The sequence below is a fragment of the Halomonas dongshanensis genome (assembly GCF_024790395.1).
GTDB lineage: Bacteria > Pseudomonadota > Gammaproteobacteria > Pseudomonadales > Halomonadaceae > Vreelandella > Vreelandella dongshanensis.
The window spans coordinates 35,374-51,012 of the sequence record NZ_JAJISC010000005.1 but is presented as its reverse complement, the minus strand read 5'-3'; the positions used below and the strand labels follow the sequence as shown (position 1 = coordinate 51,012).

Here is a 15,639-nt window from a genome sequence, read left to right as displayed (position 1 = left end):
GCGAACGTTAACCCCACGGCATGACGACATGATGACTATCTAATGTAGTAACGATGACAGCGCGACCGCCCCTCACAACTAGAGCATTCACATAGAACGTTTTTCCTTGCGATAAGTGACTCGACCCATTACTGTTCATAAAAACAGTATTAATGAGTTACGCCCATGGCCCTCTCGTTCGATGTTTCCCAGGCGGCGCCCATCAAAGGGCGCGGCGCCACCTACAATCCCGATAATCGCTTTGCCCCAACGCGAAGCAGCGCCGAAGACGACGGCTGGTGGCAGGAGGCGAGTACGCAAAGCCTTGCCACCGAAGTGCGCGAAGAGCGTAGCCACAGCGCGCTTTCCTGGAACCACTCGCCGGATCTCTCTTTTGATCGCTCGCTCAATCCCTATCGCGGCTGCGAACACGGCTGCGTTTACTGTTACGCTCGTCCGAGTCACGCCTACTGGGACCTCTCACCCGGCATCGACTTCGAAACCCGACTGATTGCGCGCAGCGGCCTGGTCGAGGCGCTGGAGCAGGAGCTGTGCAAACCGGGCTACGTTTGTCGCCCGATCAACCTCTCGGGTAATACCGACTGCTATCAACCTATCGAGGCGCGCTACCAAACCACGCGCCGCCTGCTCGAATTTCTGCTCGCCTGCCGCCACCCGGTCACGCTGGTGACCAAGAGCACGCTGGTGCTGCGTGATTTGGCTCTGCTCAGCGAGATGGCCGAGCATCGACTGGTACGCGTGTTCGTTAGCCTCACGAGCCTGGATGCCGGTTTGAAACGTACGCTCGAGCCGCGCGCCGCCTCGCCCCAAGCAAGGCTGCGCGTAATTCGCGAGCTCAATACGGCGGGTATTCCCGTGGGCGTGCTGATTTCGCCGGTCATTCCAGGGCTGACCGACCACGAAATCGAACGTCTTTTGGAAGCGGCCAGCTGCTGCGGCGCGCGCACCGCCACTTGGATGCTGCTACGTTTGCCGCACGAGGTCGCGCCCCTTTTCGAGGCTTGGCTTAAAGCCCACTACCCCGAGCGCGCCGCCAAGGTGATGAGCCTGATGCGTCAGTGCCGCAACGGGAAGACCTACGATGCTCGCTTTGGTAAACGCTTTCGAGGTGAAGGCGTATTCGCCGAGATGATCGACCAGCGCTTTCGCCGCGCCAGCCGCCAGTGGCAGCTACAGCCGCGCACCGAGCAGGGGCTCAACACCCGCGACTTTCGCCCGCCGCTCGCGCAGGGCGATCTGTTTCGGTGATGCATTCGTGGCATGATGAAGCCCCAATGCTGCCCCGTTCTTGAAGGAGCCTTCATGCCCGCTCGCCCCGATGCCTCATCCCAGAACCTAGAAAAGCGCCCAAGCAAGACCCAAACGAGCTTTTATCGCCGCCTTTATGTCGCGTATTTGATCGACCAAGGGATTTCCAGCGTCCCGGCGCTGATAGAGGCGGCAGACATGCCCCGGCGTACTGCGCAGGATACGATCGCTTCACTTGCCGAGTTGGCTATCGAGTGTGAATTCGTACACGCCGAAGGTGAGCGCCACAATAGCGGCGCCTATCGCATTCGCGACTGGGGGCCAATCGATCCGGGCTGGATCGCGGATCACATTGAAACGTTGGCGTCAGCGCTGGGCTACCCGAGTGCCGTCCTCACTAAGTGAGTGTTCGCCCACCGCCTCCTCGGGCGGTTCGCGCCAGGCCAAGCGGGCCGCATTGAGGGTAACGCTGAGTGAGCTCGCCACCATGGCGAGCACGGCCACTAACGGGGGAATCGCCATCACGATGACGAGCCCCAGAGCCAAGGTGTTGTAAAGCGCCGATAGCACGAGGTTTTGCACCATCACCCGACGCGCCGCGCGGGCGTCACGCAGTGCCTGGGGAAGGCGCGCGATACCCGGCACGAGAAGATGCGCCGCCGCGCCTTCACGCGCCGCAGGACTCGCATTGGCAGGCGCCATTCCGACGTCCGCCGCCGCCAAGCTCAAGGCGTCATTGACTCCGTCACCAACGAAGAGCGTCGGTGCAGGCAGTCCTTCCAGCAAACGCGCTTTGGCTTCGGGGGTGCGCTCGGCATAGCAAGCCGAGCGTGCAAGCCCTACCGCATCGGCAACCGCGAACACCGCCCCTGGGCGGTCACCGCTGATCATCGCCACCCAGTAGCCCGCCGTAGCAAGCGCTCCCAGGCTCTGGGCGGTGTCGGCGTAGGGGGTATCGAAAAGATAGAAGCCTGCGAGAAAGCCTTGAGCGTCGGCCAATAGCACTTCCGAGGCCTCGGCGTGATCCTCTTGCTCCGCCTCGGCAGGCACCTCGATATTGGCGTGAGCCAAAAATGCCCGACTCCCCAGCCACAACGTTTCCCCGTCAAGGCGGACTTTTACGCCCTGCCCTGGCACATCGTCGATCTGTTCGGGCTCGAACGCCTGTGTGGGAGCCTCTCGCTCAGCCCAGCGTGCCAACGCCTGGGCCAAAGGGTGCGTACTACATGGCGCGATACGCGCGAGCGCTTTCACGGCGATCTTATCGCCGCCCTCACGCGCCTGCCAGCGCACGAGTCGAGGCTTACCTTGGGTCAGAGTGCCGGTCTTGTCGAACGCAATGGTGCGTACCTGCGCCAAACGCTCGAGCGCGGCCGGGTCGCGCAGAGCGATACCCTGCTGTAGCAGGCGCCCGCTACCCGCAAGGCTTGCCAGCGGCACGGCAAGCCCCACCGCGCAGGGGCAGGCAACCACGAGCACCGACAGCGCGCGCACTAAAGCCTCCTCGACCCCTAGCCCAAGTAGAAGCGCCACGGGAAACGTCGCCAGCCCCACGGCAAGGGCTGCCGGGCTCAGCCAAGCAGCAAAGCGGTCAGCAAGCTTCTGTAGCTCCCCTTTTTGCGCCTGGTAGTGACGCATCTGCTCGCGCAACTGATCGAGCCTGCGGCTGCCCACCGCTTGTGTCACCACCAGCGTGCTCTCCGCACGGCTCAGACGGCAACCGGCGTAGACCTCTTCGCTCGCAGCGACATAGCGCGGCAGACTCTCACCGGTCAGCGAAGCGGTATCGACCCAGGCGCTGGTTTCGAGCACGCCATCGAGGGGTATCGGCTCGCCTGCGGTCAGGCGTATGCGCTCACCCGGGCGAATATCAGCGAGCGCGCACGTCTGCCAGGCCTCACCACGCCAGACGCTCGCCTCTTCGGCGGCGCTCGGCAGCACGTCGAGCGCTTTGAGGCCGCGATGGCGACATAGCGTCTCGACGAGCCTTCCCCCCAACAGCAGCACGATGAGCATCACGGCGGTATCGAAATAGACCTCCGCCGAGCCGCGCAGTAAAAGCCCAAGCGATACGCCCACCGCCGCCAGCACGCCCAGGCTCACCAGCACGTCCATACCCGGGCGCCGGGCGCGCAGGGTACGCCACCCGGCAAGATAAAACGGCCACCCGGCAAAGGTGATGACCGGGAGCGAAAACGCCCCCGAAATCCACGCCAGTACGCGCTCGAGCGTAGGGTCGGGTAGCGCACCGGCGTAGATCACGATCGACGCCAGCATCGTCCACATACCGAACAGCGCACCGACCGCCAAGCGCAGGCTCAGATAGCGGCTCTCCTGCTCCAGGCGTGCGTGGGTATCGCTGGTAGGTTCGAGCGCCGTAAGACGATACCCCAGGCGCTTGATGCGCGGCGCCAGGGTCTCCAGCGCAATGGCGCGCGGCTCACCGGCGATCCAGAGGGTAGCGCTGGGGTAGTGAACGCTAACGCTTTCCACCCCCGCATGGCGCGCCACGGTGCCCTCCACGGCTAGGGCACAGCTGGTGCACCACATGCCATGAAGGGTGTAGAGCGCCTGTGCATCCCCCTTTGGCGCATCCGCCTGCCGGTGTGTTACAGGCAAGGCGGTACGCCGATGATCGGCAGCGCGACGAACACCACCGCCACGGCGGAAAAGGCGTAGAGCCACGCCGAGACCAGGGCATTGAAATGCTGGCGCCCAACGTGTTCACGCGCCGCCGCAAAGCAACCAAGCGAAAGCGCTACCAAGCAGGCGGCGGTGATAGCGCTAACGATCAGCAGCGATGCATTGATCGATGTCAGCGCGCCGAGACCGGGGTCTGGAGGCACCACGGCGCAGGCTACCGAAAGCCCTCCATAAACGGCAACGAACCAGGTGCCCCAGATGGTCAGGCCACTGACGAAGTGCCCCGGATGGGTCAAGTGCAGGCGAGCAAGCAGTCGCTTCATGGCTTAGCCTCCGATGACGCGTGGCAAGATAGCGAGCGCCCCCACGAGCACCCACAGCATCAACACGCTATAGCGCCAGAAGTAGGCCACCACCACCGGCTCGAAGGGCGCCTCGGCGCTAACGTAGCCATAGCCCACGCGCAATGCCTGAAGCAGTGAAAGTAGCGCAGCCAGACTGACATGAAAAAGCGCATAGACGAGCCCCACCATGAGCACGGCATCGTGAGCGGTCTCGGTGATGGCGAGATCGGCACTCAAGATGAGCCACAGAAGAACCATGGAGGCCACGGCGCCGAGCAGTGCGGCCACGAGTAGGCGCAGGCGAAGCCCAAGGTCATTGCGCTGTCGCAGGCGGTGAACACAGGTCTCCATCGCCGTGCATCCCACGGCAAAGAGCAGGCCCACGGCCAGCATGGCGAAGAGCGACAGCGGCGAGGTGTCCGGCATCGACCACTCGGGCGACACCGTCCAGAGATAGAACCAACCAAACAGGAAGGAGAGAAAGAAGGCGCCGTTGGCGATCATCGTTGTGGTCATGGTCCACAGCCCCGGGCCATCCAGGGTGCGCGAATGCAGGGGCGGGTCGCCCTCCTGTACCCGCGCATCCGGTGCTGCGCGCGGGTGCGCCCCGTTCTCCCACGACCAGCGCAGCAAGAACACCCCCGCGACGATCACCGCGATGCCTGCAAGCGGATACCAGCGTATCAGCAAGCTGACGCACACCACGGCAAGCGCGAGTGCGGCACAAAACGGCCACCAGGAGTTGCCCGGTAGGTGAATGACTTCGCGCAGCTTACCGGTCAAGGGGTCGGAGCCCCACAGCTCCCGCCGACCGTGACTCGCCACCGCCAGGCGGTGTTTGCCTTCACGAATGGTGCGCGGCAGATCCGGATCGTCCCATAGCGGGTGGCGCGTCTCGATCTTGGGCAGGCTGACGAAGTTATAGGGACTCGGCGGCAGCGAGTTGGCCCACTCCAGGGTATCGGCGCGCCAGGGGTTCTCTTTGGCGGGCTTGCCATAGCGAAAATGTAGCAGCAGATCGATGACCACCACAGCAAAGCCCGCCGACATCACGAATCCGCCGATCGACGAAATCAGGTTGAAGATGTCCCAGCCCATGCCGGTATCGTAGGTATAGATACGCCGAGGCATGCCCAAAAGCCCGGTCCAGTGCATGATCAAAAACGTTACGTTGAAGCCGATGAAGACCAGCCAGAAGCCCCACTTCCCAATGGTTTCCGACGGCATGCGCCCGGAGAAGAGCGGCAGCCAGTAGTAGAGCCCCGCCATGAGGGGAAAGAGCATGCCGCCGACCAGAACGTAGTGCATGTGGGCAACGACGAAATGGGTATCGTGAACCTGCCAGTTGAACGGCACCAGCGCCAGCATGACGCCGGTCAGCCCGCCACAGACGAAGATCACCAAAAAGCCCACGATCCATAGCATGGGTAGCTCGAAGCGGGGCTTTCCGACCCACAGCGTGGCCAGCCAAACGAACACCTGAATGGCGGTCGGAATCGCCACCAGCATGCTCGCCGCCGAGAAGAACGCCTGAGCCAGCTGAGGAATCCCCACGGTGAACATGTGGTGCACCCAGAGCCCGAAGCTGATGAAGCCCATGACGGTAATGGCGAACACCACCCAGCCGTAACCGACCAGCGGGCGCCCGGCAAACACGGGGATCAGCGTCGAGACCACGCCCGCCGCTGGCAAGAAGATGATGTAGACCTCAGGGTGACCAAAGAGCCAGAAAAGGTGCTGCCAAAGGAGCGGGTCGCCGCCGCCCGCTACATCGAAAAAGGGCATGCCCACCGCGCGCTCGAGTTCGAGCAGAATGCTGCCGAGGATCAAGGGCGGAAAGCCCACCACGATCATTAGCGCCATGGCCAGAATGTACCAGGCAAAGATCGGCATCTTGTGCAGCGCCATCCCCTGAGTGCGCGTGCGCAGGATCGACACCACGAGCTCCACCCCGGCCGACACCGCCGAAATCTCGACGAAGGTGATGCCAAGCAGCCAAAAATCCGACCCCAGCCCCGGCGAATACTCGCTGCTGGAGAGCGGGGTATACATGAACCAGCCACTGTTCGGGGCCATCTCCAGCACGATACTGAAGGTCAGGATGGTGCCGCCAAAGAGATAGCAGAAGTAGCCCAGGGCACTTAGCCTGGGGCACACCAAATCACGTCCGCCGATCATCTTGGGGATCATGTAGATCGCCAGACCCTCGAGCATGGGGATGGCGAACAAAAACATCATCACCGTGCCATGCATGGTGGTGACTTGATTATAGATATCCGGATTCATGAAATTCTGATCCGGCATGGCGATCTGGGTACGAATCAGCATGGCCAGAATGCCGCCGATCAGGAAGAACACCATACCGGTGACCATGAAGCGCAGCCCGACCGTCGTGTGATTGACGATGGTCAGCGCGCGGATGCCCCGGGGATTGCCCCAAACTTCCTGTAAGTCGTCGTGCAGCCCCTTGAGGTGATCGGGGTCTTGCGGTGTCGCTTGGCGATTGAGGGTCGTCATGGGGTCAGCGTCTCCAGCCAGCTACCCAACGCTTCGAGCGTGGCAGCGTCCATATCGTCGTGTGGCGGCATCTTGTTTCCCGGTTTGAGCGTTTGATGGTGTTCGAGCCAATGGGCGATGGCGCCCTCTTCCATGGTCAGCACGCCGCCGCCAAGGGTCGCACGCGCGCCAATGTCAGAAAGGTCTGGGCCGGTATCGCCTGTGGAAAGCCCGGCAACGCGGTGACAGCGCGCGCAGCTCTCTTCGAAACTGGCCAAGGTGGCAGCATCCGCAGTGGCGGTGAGCGCTTCGATGGCCTCGGGCTGGCGGGCGGCGAGCCAGGCATCGAACTCCTCGCGTGGCAGCACCTCGACGGGAAACGTCATGTGGGCATAGCCTACGCCGCTGAACTCCGCGCTTTGCGCTAGTAACCTACCGGGGGCATCGGCATCGAGACGAATGCGGTTGGTCCGCCCGGGTAGCATGTCGATCTTGCCGCCAAGGCGAGGAATCCAAAAAGAGTGGATGACGTCGGCGGCAGTCACGTGGAAATCGACCGGCTCACCGGCGGGCATGACGATCTGATTGGCGGTCACTACCGCCTCGCCTTCGGCGTTGGGATAGCGCACTTCCCACCACCATTGATGCCCGACGACCTCGATCACTACCGGCGCATTGTCCAATGGCACCGGCAAAACGCGCTTGCCCGTAGGCACACCAAACGCCAACAGCGCGCAGATGGTGAGCCCGGGCAAAAGCAGCCCACCACCAACGATCCAATAGCGTACGATGCGCCGCTCCTGAGTGGGTGTATGCTCGCGGTGCTTGCGCAAGAGGGCGTAGAGCCACAGCGATACCACGGACACGAACACGACGGTGGCAAAACTCAGCATCACCCACCAGATCAGTGCCACCTCGCGTGCAACCTGGCCTGCGGGGTCTAGAATGGATTTATCGCCTGCGCAGCCCATCAGTGCCAAAGGGGCAGCAAGCGCTAACAGCGTGGCTGGGTTGACCTGTCTGGCCCCGGCGCGTTGAATACACGAGGCAGTGCAGCGCTCCTTGCGTTCGCTCATCGTCTCATCCCTATTACATCCTCGATCTCATTGTTATCGTCAGTCCACAGGAAGTGATCATGACTACCCCACCCTCTCCATCCTCTTCCCCACGCCGCTCGATCAAAAGCCGTGCCTCGCTTGCAGGCCACCCGCTGCATCCGGTTATGGTGCACTTTCCCGTCGCCGCGCTGCTGGCGCTGGTGGCCTGTGATGTGGGCTACTGGTACACCCAAGACCCGTTCTGGATTCGGGTGGGGCTCTGGCTTGCCGGTATTGGGGCGCTTGGCGGCTGGCTTGCCAGCATTGCGGGCATCATCGACCTCACCACGGTCAGACGCATACGCCGTTTGGTCACCGGCTGGAGTCACGCCATCGTTGCCGTAGTGCTGCTCTCCTTGGCCTCGCTCAACTGGATGCTGCGCTTCAACGATCCAACGCTGGTACTGCCCTGGGGGCTTACTCTTTCGCTGATCACGGGCGCGCTGGTGGCCCTGGCCGGCTGGCTTGGCGGTCAGTTGGTCTACGATCACGCCGTAGGCGTTGACGTGGATGATTGAAGAGGAAGGCATCGATAAGACAGGCGACATGGGCTAGCTCCAATCCAGGGGCTTGGCCAGCACCAGAGTCAGCACCGCGATGATGCCGCCAAGCGCAAGCACCAGCGCACCGAGTGTCGCCGCGCCAACGAAGCGAAAATGGCCCTGCTCGAGGCGTAACATCAACCAGCCAAAACAGCCGTGAGCGGCCACCATCACCACCACGGCCATGAGTTTGAGCACTAGCCAACCGCCCATCACGCCGTGAACGATGAACAGCAGGGTACCGGAGAAGATCGCCAGCAGCGCCGCAGGGGTTGCAATGGAGGTATAGACGAAACGCGCCATGGGCGGCGCACCCTGGGCGAAGCCCGCATCACGACGCAGCTGCAGCGAGTGGCGTATAAGAGCGGGGAGATAAAGCAGCGAGCCGCACCAAACCACGAGCGCGGCGATATGAAAGAGTTTCAACCAGGGCATAGAGCGTCCTTGCATAAAGGCTAGATAAGCCAACGATTTCGCTTACCTAACCTTAGTAAAGCCTGATCGAATTGGCGAGACGCCGACAGGGCATCCTACCAACGGTAGAACCTTGGAAAACTACCCTTTCGACACGTCGCGGCCCAATCCCGCCATCTCCGGCGACACTCCCGCACCCGAATTTGAAGCACCGCAGGTGCGCTGCTCCAGATAGCCTACCCGGCTCTCTTCGGGAACGTTGTTCTCCACTTCATAGCGAATCACTGCCTCAAGGCAAAGCTCGGTCTGCTCGACGCTCAGCCGACGGCCATCGGGCCATTTGCGTAGCGCCACCGCCTGCTTCAGGCTTTCATAGATCGCGGGCGTCATCTGGTTGATCATACGATCGAAGGTCATTTCGCTCATGGCATGCCTCTTGGCAAAAATAACAAATGGCTAAGCAACAAATGGCTAAAAACAAAACTCGGTCTTTGCGGTGAGACGCCCTAGAGCATCCCTCCAGGAAACTTCAACGGTCTCGCTAAACCTGCGTTCAGCGTTTTTTGACGTGGCGCGAGGCATGATACCAGCCCGTTGCCAACCCCACGAGCAGCCCACCAAGGTGGGCTTCGTTGGCCACGTTGCCAAAGCCTACGCTGCCCGCCGCGCTGGTCATGGTGAAGACCATCCAGCCGAGCATGAACACGACCAGCATGGTGGGCACGAAAAAGCCGCTGGCGGGCGCCTTGCGCGACATGAGCCAGACGTGTCCGAGCATGGCGTAGACCACACCGGACATGCCACCAAAGAGTACGGTACCGGTCAGGTATTGGGCCACGTTGGCGCCCACACCGGCCAGCAGCAACAGTAGCAGCATCATCCGACTACCTTGCAACAGCTCGATCTGGCGACCGAAATACCACACCCACATCAGGTTGAAGACCAGGTGCATCCACCCGAAGTGCAGAAACGCTGGAGAGAGCAAACGCCATACCTGGCCGCTTGAAAGCGCTTCGGTAAGGGGCGGGTAGACGATCTGATTGCCTACCACGTTCACCGGCACGATAGTCAGCATGACGATCAACGCGTCGCCCCAAAGCCCCACCAGGGCGAAGATGAGCAGTGAGATGGTCACCATAGCAACGGTGACAGGAAGCTTGTGCAGAAGTGTCATCGTTTCGCCTCGACGGGCCTGACCGGGTGCTGGGGCAAACGACTCGAGCGGCTCTCCCTGCGCCCAGCGCCCCAGAATGAGTTCGGCTTCGCCCCGCTGGCGCGGGTCCGCCAGCCACAAAAGCTGGCCCTCGCTTTCGTGGGTAATTTGATGACCGATACGGCTGCGCCAGAGCGCCTGACGCAGACTCTGGGTGTTAGCGTCGTGGGGGAATAGCTTCAGAGGCTGCATTGCCGGTTCTCCATTGCACTGGCGTCTGGATGAAAGTCGTTCCGACCGGCAAAAAAAACCGGCGGAGGGGGCCGCCGGATATAAAGCAAGGGATCATTCAAGGGAACACCTACTCTGATAGCCGCCGACGGGGTTAGTTCAGCCGTTTTGCAAAAAATATGTAACCAAGTGTAGCGCTTTATAACATGGGTTAATCGGTGTCGTTACCGACAGATCGCCGCCCATTTAGCTCCTCTTTGGCAACCGGTATCCAGACGAAATTATCCGCGCTTAGGGTAGCTTCGCCGCTCCAGCGGTAGGCCACCAAGCGACCATATTTCACCGCGCTGTAATCTAGGCAGGCAACGTTGCCCACCGGCAGCGCCGGTATGCCCTCACACCAGTAGTGGCCAACGAACAGCGGCCGCTCATTGCTGCCATAGTAGCTTAGCTGGCGGCGCTCCTCGGTGCTCAACGCACGCTCTTCAAGCGCCCCGGGAAGATTATCTGGCTGAAAGACGACGTCTCCCCATGTGCGCGGGCCGTCGGCCCAGAAGTGAGCGCGAAAGCTCGTACGCGTAAAACCATCGCCGGAGTGAATGGCCACCCCGGCGGGTAGCTGTACGTAGGGGCCTCGGGTAAGGCGATCCATGATGCGATAGGCTTCGCTTCGCGGATCGCAGGTTTCGAGCAAGAAATCGTCGTCCATGGAGGCATCCGGTCGTCGCGCCCAAAGCGCCTCCACCAGCGCCTGATCCCAGCAGGCATGTGCAACGCGAAACCCATCGAATTCGAGGCACAGTGGCAGCGTCTTGAACCAGGAGAGCGCCTCCTCCCACTCATCGGGGTAGTCACGGTACTGTGCCAGCGTATCGGCGATGATACGATTATGCCGTGGGGTATGCTCACGCAGCCAGCGCTGGCCGCTTTCGGGTGGCGCTGGCTGCGAGTAAGCCACGGCGTTGTACTCATGATTTCCCATGACGATATACGCCGCCCCCGCCTCTACCATACGCTTGGCAACGGTAACGGCCAAACGAATACGCGGGCCGCGATCAATCAGGTCGCCGAGAAACACCACCTTGCGCTTGGGATGGCGGTAAACACCGTTGTCGAGCTTATAGCCCAGCGTTTCGAGCAGCGTCACCAGCGTTGCCCCGCAGCCGTGCACATCACCGATGAGGTCGTAGCCTTTTATGCCCTCCTGCATCGTCAATCTCCCAATCGATGGCCCCAGCCCAGCTTGCTGCGCAGAACCTCGTAGAAATTGTGACCGATGGGATGCACCAGTTGAATGCGTTCGGGCTTGCGGGTCACGACCAGCACGTCGTCGGGCTTGGCCACCGCACGGGTTTGACCATCGCAGCTGATATGCGGGTAGGTATGATTGGTCTCGCCGATATGGATACGAATCTCACTGGCGGCGTCGATGACCAACGGACGACTCGATAGCGTGTGGGGGAACATGGGGACCAGCGTGACCACGTCGAGCTTGGGCTGAACGATCGGCCCGCCTCCGGAAAGCGCATAGGCGGTGGAGCCGGTTGGCGTAGCGATGATCAAACCGTCGCTGCGCTGGCTATAGACGAACTGGCCGTCGATGAAGAGTTCGAATTCGATCATCCGCACCGCTTTTCCGGGGTGCACCACCACTTCGTTGAGTGCCTCGCCGTTGCCTACTGCCACGCCGTTGCGATAGAGCACGGCATCGAGCAAAAAGCGCTGCTCGACCTCGTAGGCACCTGCCAGCACTTCACCAACGCGGGTTTCCAACTCGTCGGGGGAGATATCGGTAAGAAACCCCAAGCGCCCACGATTGACGCCCAGCAAAGGCGTACCGCTACGGCACAGGGTGCGCGCGGCTCCGAGTAGGCTACCATCGCCGCCCACCACAATGACCAGATCGCACAGCTCGCCGAGCATACGCCGACTGGCTTCGGGTTGGCCATGGCCGGGCAGCGCCGTGGCGGTACGGTCTTCGATCAGCACGTGGTAGCCGTTGTCGTTTAGGTAGCGAATCAGCCGTCGCAGCGAATCCACCACTTTGTCGCTCTCCAAGCGGCCGATCAGCCCGATACTCGAAAAGGCGCGCGTCGGCGCGTGGGATGCGCTCGACGCAAATGATTTCTGGGAAGTTTTCGACATGGCGCGACTCTCGATGGCGTCAGCCTCCATTATGCGGACTGGCGCCTGAGGGTACAAACCCGTATGCGCTTCAAGGGGCTTTCAATGCTTAAGCTTTCAATGCTTAAGCTTTCAGTGCTTACGTTTTCAGTACCTAGCTCGACGCCAGCGCTTGGCGCTTCAGCCACCACTGATTGAGCCACAGCGAGAGCGCGATGATCAGCGCGCCCACGCCCAGACGTAAAAGATCGGCATCACGGTTCCAAATCACCAGGTTGACCAGTAGGCCGGCTGGGATCAGCACGTTGTTCATGATCGCAAGTGTCCCCGCATCTACTCGGGTAGCGCCCTGGTTCCATAGGAAATAGCCGCCCCCCGAAGCCGCCAAACCAAGCCACGCCAGCACGCTCCACTGCACCGGGGTGCTGGGCAGCATATGCGCATTACCGAAAAGCAAAAAGGCGGGCAGCACAACGACCAAGGCGCCGATGAAGAACCAGCCGAAAACGTTGTGCCAGGGGAGCGATGAAGGCAGTGAGGCCGCCAGACGCCGGTAGCCTACCTGGCCGATGGCGAAGCAGAGGTTGGCCCCCTGAACGACGATAAATCCCAACCAGAAATCACTATTGAGCCCGTCGTAGCGAATCACCCCGGCGCCGATGACCGCGATGATGGCGGTGACGAGATAGATGGGGGTAAAGCGCCCGAAGAGCAGATCGTCGAGCAGGGCAATATAGACCGGCGTAAAGATAGTGAAGAGCAGAACTTCGGGCACCGACAGCAGTAAAAACGACTGATAGAGCAAGGTGTACATGACGCCAAGTTGGATGGCTCCCAAGGCCATCAGCACGACCCTAGCGCGCCCAGTGAGCAGGCGTGGGCGCAAAAACGGCAGAAACACCAAGGTCGCGAGCACGACCCGCATCAGCACGGCAAAATAGCTATCTACTTGCCCTGCCAAGTAGACCCCGATCAGCGAAAAGGAGAACGCCCAAAGCGCGGTAACGCCAACCAGATACCCCATGGTAAACCTCTTATCGATTCAAAGTTTACGCGAGTATACGGCGACGATTCGCACTTGGCTATGTAATGAGCTACGTCCTGGGCTATGTAATGAGCTACGTTCAGGGCTACGTAATGAGCTATGTGATTGGCTGCGCTAGGGATGAATAGCCCTTTAGCAGACCCATCGCCTAGCGACGCAGCCAAAAAAACGCATGCATAACACCCGGCACCCAACCAAGCAGGGTAAGCACGAGGTTGATCGCTACCCGGCGTCCACCGCCTTCGGCAAGCGCTACGGCAAGCGGCGGTAGCACCACGGCAAGGGCGTACAAGGCCAGGCGCTCGCCGCCAGCAATGTCTTTCCCTGTGCGTGTCCGTTCTGATGCAGCGGGCACCGAAGCAGGCGCAGTAGGCGCCGGGGCAACGCTTACCGAGGAGGCAGGCGCGCTATGTTCGACTGCGGCCTGCTGCTTTGGGTCGAAGTGCTCGACATCACTGCTATCACTGCTTGACGGCGTGCCAGCCGATGCCTGCGAGGGTATGGAAGGCGCGCTACGCTCGCGACCGCTAGCCTCGCGACGGTGTGCCTCCTTATCGATTTTCTGCTCGAGGGTTTTCGCCCCTGCGGCTAGATCAGCGTGAAAACGCTCCCAATCTTCCCAGTCGTGAGGCGTGCCCGCCTTTGGGCGCTGGTCGCCAGAGCCACGGGCGCGTTCCCAGGCCTTCTCTTCGAGCGTATTGGGGCGGTCTTGTTCGCGCTCTTGCCCCACCCCTTTGCGGTTGAGGTACTCTCGTGCGTCCATTGTCGCTCCTTCGCCGATGCGTGCTGCGTTGATGAACACATGGTGATAGCGTGTTCGTAAGGCGCAGTATAAATAAAAAAAACGCTGCTCAAGGAGCAGCGAAAGCAAGGGATCGAGAACATAAGCCAGTGCAACACTTCTAGCGACTGCTATCGCTGGTTGCCTGTCCCTTACTCAGACACGCTGAAAATAAAAAGTTCGTCAAGAGGCAAAATTTTCGTTCATACCCGCCGCCAGCGTATACTAGCCCTCGCTTTCGGCGTGATTGTACCTACGGGGAATGTTTCCATGGCACTCTATCTACTGGTTTTCGGCGTCTGCTTGGTGGTCATCGCGGCCGTACTATTAGTGCTGCTCACCGCGCGTACGCCGCGTTATCGCACCGAAGCCAAGGATTTACTGGCGCTTTTCGATAAGGCCTTGGCAAGCCAGGTGAGCGACGCCGAGTGGCACACCATCATCGGCTATCCCATTCGCCATAACGAGTATCTTGACGGCGTTCGCCGTCGCGCAGCGCATTTGATGGACGAACACGGCCGCCGCTGGCAGATCGCCCAGGGTAAACCGCTACTCAACCGTGAGGGCCAGGAGGAACTTCAAATCCTGCGTGATCATCTAGCAGCGCACACCGCTCTGCGCGAACGCGCCATGGAGCGCTAAGCGCGCATGCAGAGCATCATCCGCCAGGCGCCGCTAGAGAGCGACACCCACCACCATGCCCACGACTTCCACCAGATCGTGATCACCCTATGCGGCTCGGCGGAGTTCGAGATCGAAGGGCTCGGCGGTCACGTTAACGCCTTTTCCGGCTGCATCGTGCCCGCCAATCACGAGCACTACTACTCGGGTAACGGCTACAACCGCCAGTTGATTCTCGATTTGCCCGCCGATGCCCCTGCCCTGACCGGCGAGCACCGCGAGCTGGTCGCCTTGTTCGATGCGCCGCGTTTTTTTGCCCTCGATACTTCGCTGCGCCACTATCTCGCCTTCATCGAGAGCGAACTCGCGCTAGGCAGTGCAGTACCCTCGGGACAGCAGGAGCGCATCGCCGCGACGCTGCTCGGCGCGCTCAAGGCGCGCCTGGGCAGCACGCCCGGGGGCGCGCCGGGGCGCCTGGATCTCGACCAGCTCAACCGCTACATCCTGCGCCACCTAGCCGAAGAACTGCGCGTGGCCGACCTTGCCCGAGTGGCGTGCTTGAGCGAAGCACATTTTTCCGAGCGCTTTCGCGCCCAGACCGGGCTCTCACCGTGGCAGTACGTCAAGCGCCAGCGCCTAAGTGCAGCGCGCCAGTTGATCGCCACGAGCCGCTTGCCGCTGACCGACATTGCCCTGCAAACGGGCTTTGCCAACCAGAGCGCGCTCTCTCATGCGTTTCGTCGCAGCTTCGGGATCTCGCCGCGCTCACTGCGCCAGGCCGAGCGCCAGCATGACCCCATTCTGGCAGCCTCAAACAAGCTTAACTAAGGTTGTAAACGTAACGCGCTTACCGCGAAATTGACACGTTTTACCATGAAACGGACATACACCCGCGGTGCG

Annotated in this window: 16 protein-coding genes; 5 read left to right on the top strand and 11 right to left on the bottom strand. The window is 61.2% G+C overall.

The features are described 5' to 3' along the window. Positions 1-165 precede the first annotated feature (165 nt). A complete protein-coding gene (locus tag LLY24_RS11425) occupies positions 166-1,248 on the top strand; it encodes a PA0069 family radical SAM protein (RefSeq protein WP_259036426.1) in 1,083 nt (360 codons plus the stop codon). Positions 1,249-1,302: 54 nt separating this feature from the next. Further along, positions 1,303-1,653 carry a winged helix-turn-helix domain-containing protein gene (locus tag LLY24_RS11420; protein ID WP_259036425.1) on the top strand — a complete coding sequence of 117 codons (351 nt, stop codon included), beginning with the start codon at positions 1,303-1,305 and terminating at the stop codon, positions 1,651-1,653. Here LLY24_RS11420 and LLY24_RS11415 read toward each other — a convergent pair. Genes LLY24_RS11415 through coxB form a run of 4 tightly spaced genes read right to left on the bottom strand, consistent with a single transcriptional unit; the run spans position 1,615 to position 7,807 of the window. Further along, entirely contained in the window at positions 1,615-3,867 is a 2,253-nt protein-coding gene (locus LLY24_RS11415) for a heavy metal translocating P-type ATPase (RefSeq protein ID WP_345799652.1), read from the bottom strand. The two genes, LLY24_RS11420 and LLY24_RS11415, sit on opposite strands and share 39 nt — an antisense overlap. After that, positions 3,858-4,214 (bottom strand): hypothetical protein, encoded by a 357-nt coding sequence (locus LLY24_RS11410; RefSeq protein ID WP_259036424.1) that lies wholly within the window; start codon positions 4,212-4,214, stop codon positions 3,858-3,860. Before LLY24_RS11410 ends, LLY24_RS11415 begins: the two co-directional genes overlap by 10 nt. Before the next feature lie 3 nt (positions 4,215-4,217). Further along, on the bottom strand, positions 4,218-6,752 hold the full coding sequence (gene ctaD / locus LLY24_RS11405; protein WP_259036423.1) for a cytochrome c oxidase subunit I: 2,535 nt from the start codon (positions 6,750-6,752) through the stop codon (positions 4,218-4,220). Further along, positions 6,749-7,807 carry a cytochrome c oxidase subunit II gene (coxB, locus tag LLY24_RS11400; RefSeq protein ID WP_259036422.1) on the bottom strand — a complete coding sequence of 353 codons (1,059 nt, stop codon included), beginning with the start codon at positions 7,805-7,807 and terminating at the stop codon, positions 6,749-6,751. Before coxB ends, ctaD begins: the two co-directional genes overlap by 4 nt. Before the next feature lie 59 nt (positions 7,808-7,866). Between coxB and LLY24_RS11395 the strand changes: the two genes are divergently transcribed. Then, positions 7,867-8,346 (top strand): DUF2231 domain-containing protein, encoded by a 480-nt coding sequence (locus LLY24_RS11395; RefSeq protein ID WP_259036421.1) that lies wholly within the window; start codon positions 7,867-7,869, stop codon positions 8,344-8,346. A 33-nt stretch (positions 8,347-8,379) separates the two neighbouring features. Here the strand turns inward: LLY24_RS11395 and LLY24_RS11390 are convergent, their stop codons facing one another. The 7 genes from LLY24_RS11390 to LLY24_RS11360 all read right to left on the bottom strand — a co-directional run bounded on the left by LLY24_RS11390 (position 8,380) and on the right by LLY24_RS11360 (position 14,100). Further along, a complete protein-coding gene (locus LLY24_RS11390) occupies positions 8,380-8,805 on the bottom strand; it encodes a CopD family protein (RefSeq protein ID WP_259036420.1) in 426 nt (141 codons plus the stop codon). Positions 8,806-8,925: 120 nt separating this feature from the next. Beyond that, positions 8,926-9,210 carry a YeaC family protein gene (locus tag LLY24_RS11385; protein ID WP_259036419.1) on the bottom strand — a complete coding sequence of 95 codons (285 nt, stop codon included), beginning with the start codon at positions 9,208-9,210 and terminating at the stop codon, positions 8,926-8,928. Between the two features lie 127 nt (positions 9,211-9,337). After that, positions 9,338-10,189: a rhomboid family intramembrane serine protease gene (locus LLY24_RS11380; RefSeq protein WP_259036418.1), complete on the bottom strand. Its 852-nt coding sequence runs from the start codon at positions 10,187-10,189 to the stop codon at positions 9,338-9,340. 190 nt (positions 10,190-10,379) lie between these two features. Then, a complete protein-coding gene (locus tag LLY24_RS11375; protein ID WP_259036417.1) occupies positions 10,380-11,378 on the bottom strand; it encodes a metallophosphoesterase in 999 nt (332 codons plus the stop codon). Between the two features lie 2 nt (positions 11,379-11,380). Next, a complete protein-coding gene (locus LLY24_RS11370) occupies positions 11,381-12,313 on the bottom strand; it encodes an NAD(+) kinase (protein ID WP_259036416.1) in 933 nt (310 codons plus the stop codon). 133 nt (positions 12,314-12,446) lie between these two features. Then, positions 12,447-13,316: a DMT family transporter gene (locus LLY24_RS11365; RefSeq protein ID WP_259036415.1), complete on the bottom strand. Its 870-nt coding sequence runs from the start codon at positions 13,314-13,316 to the stop codon at positions 12,447-12,449. Between the two features lie 169 nt (positions 13,317-13,485). Further along, on the bottom strand, positions 13,486-14,100 hold the full coding sequence (locus LLY24_RS11360; protein ID WP_259036414.1) for a YqaE/Pmp3 family membrane protein: 615 nt from the start codon (positions 14,098-14,100) through the stop codon (positions 13,486-13,488). 288 nt (positions 14,101-14,388) lie between these two features. Between LLY24_RS11360 and LLY24_RS11355 the strand changes: the two genes are divergently transcribed. After that, positions 14,389-14,760 carry a hypothetical protein gene (locus LLY24_RS11355; protein ID WP_259036413.1) on the top strand — a complete coding sequence of 124 codons (372 nt, stop codon included), beginning with the start codon at positions 14,389-14,391 and terminating at the stop codon, positions 14,758-14,760. A gap of 6 nt (positions 14,761-14,766) precedes the next feature. After that, a complete protein-coding gene (locus LLY24_RS11350) occupies positions 14,767-15,567 on the top strand; it encodes an AraC family transcriptional regulator (RefSeq protein ID WP_259036412.1) in 801 nt (266 codons plus the stop codon). Positions 15,568-15,639: the final 72 nt, after the last annotated feature.

Bases quoted from the DNA above. Each gene is read 5' to 3' on its own strand.
- LLY24_RS11370 (WP_259036416.1), bottom strand. From the start codon at position 12,313: ATGTCGAAAACTTCCCAGAAATCATTTGCGTCGAGCGCATCCCACGCG.
- LLY24_RS11360 (WP_259036414.1), bottom strand. From the start codon at position 14,100: ATGGACGCACGAGAGTACCTCAACCGCAAAGGGGTGGGGCAAGAGCGC.
- LLY24_RS11425 (WP_259036426.1), top strand. From the start codon at position 166: ATGGCCCTCTCGTTCGATGTTTCCCAGGCGGCGCCCATCAAAGGGCGC.
- LLY24_RS11380 (WP_259036418.1), bottom strand. From the start codon at position 10,189: ATGCAGCCTCTGAAGCTATTCCCCCACGACGCTAACACCCAGAGTCTG.
- LLY24_RS11365 (WP_259036415.1), bottom strand. From the start codon at position 13,316: ATGGGGTATCTGGTTGGCGTTACCGCGCTTTGGGCGTTCTCCTTTTCG.
- LLY24_RS11410 (WP_259036424.1), bottom strand. From the start codon at position 4,214: ATGAAGCGACTGCTTGCTCGCCTGCACTTGACCCATCCGGGGCACTTC.
- LLY24_RS11355 (WP_259036413.1), top strand. From the start codon at position 14,389: ATGGCACTCTATCTACTGGTTTTCGGCGTCTGCTTGGTGGTCATCGCG.
- LLY24_RS11420 (WP_259036425.1), top strand. From the start codon at position 1,303: ATGCCCGCTCGCCCCGATGCCTCATCCCAGAACCTAGAAAAGCGCCCA.
- ctaD (WP_259036423.1), bottom strand. From the start codon at position 6,752: ATGACGACCCTCAATCGCCAAGCGACACCGCAAGACCCCGATCACCTC.
- coxB (WP_259036422.1), bottom strand. From the start codon at position 7,807: ATGAGCGAACGCAAGGAGCGCTGCACTGCCTCGTGTATTCAACGCGCC.
- LLY24_RS11375 (WP_259036417.1), bottom strand. From the start codon at position 11,378: ATGCAGGAGGGCATAAAAGGCTACGACCTCATCGGTGATGTGCACGGC.
- LLY24_RS11350 (WP_259036412.1), top strand. From the start codon at position 14,767: ATGCAGAGCATCATCCGCCAGGCGCCGCTAGAGAGCGACACCCACCAC.
- LLY24_RS11385 (WP_259036419.1), bottom strand. From the start codon at position 9,210: ATGAGCGAAATGACCTTCGATCGTATGATCAACCAGATGACGCCCGCG.
- LLY24_RS11390 (WP_259036420.1), bottom strand. From the start codon at position 8,805: ATGCCCTGGTTGAAACTCTTTCATATCGCCGCGCTCGTGGTTTGGTGC.
- LLY24_RS11395 (WP_259036421.1), top strand. From the start codon at position 7,867: ATGACTACCCCACCCTCTCCATCCTCTTCCCCACGCCGCTCGATCAAA.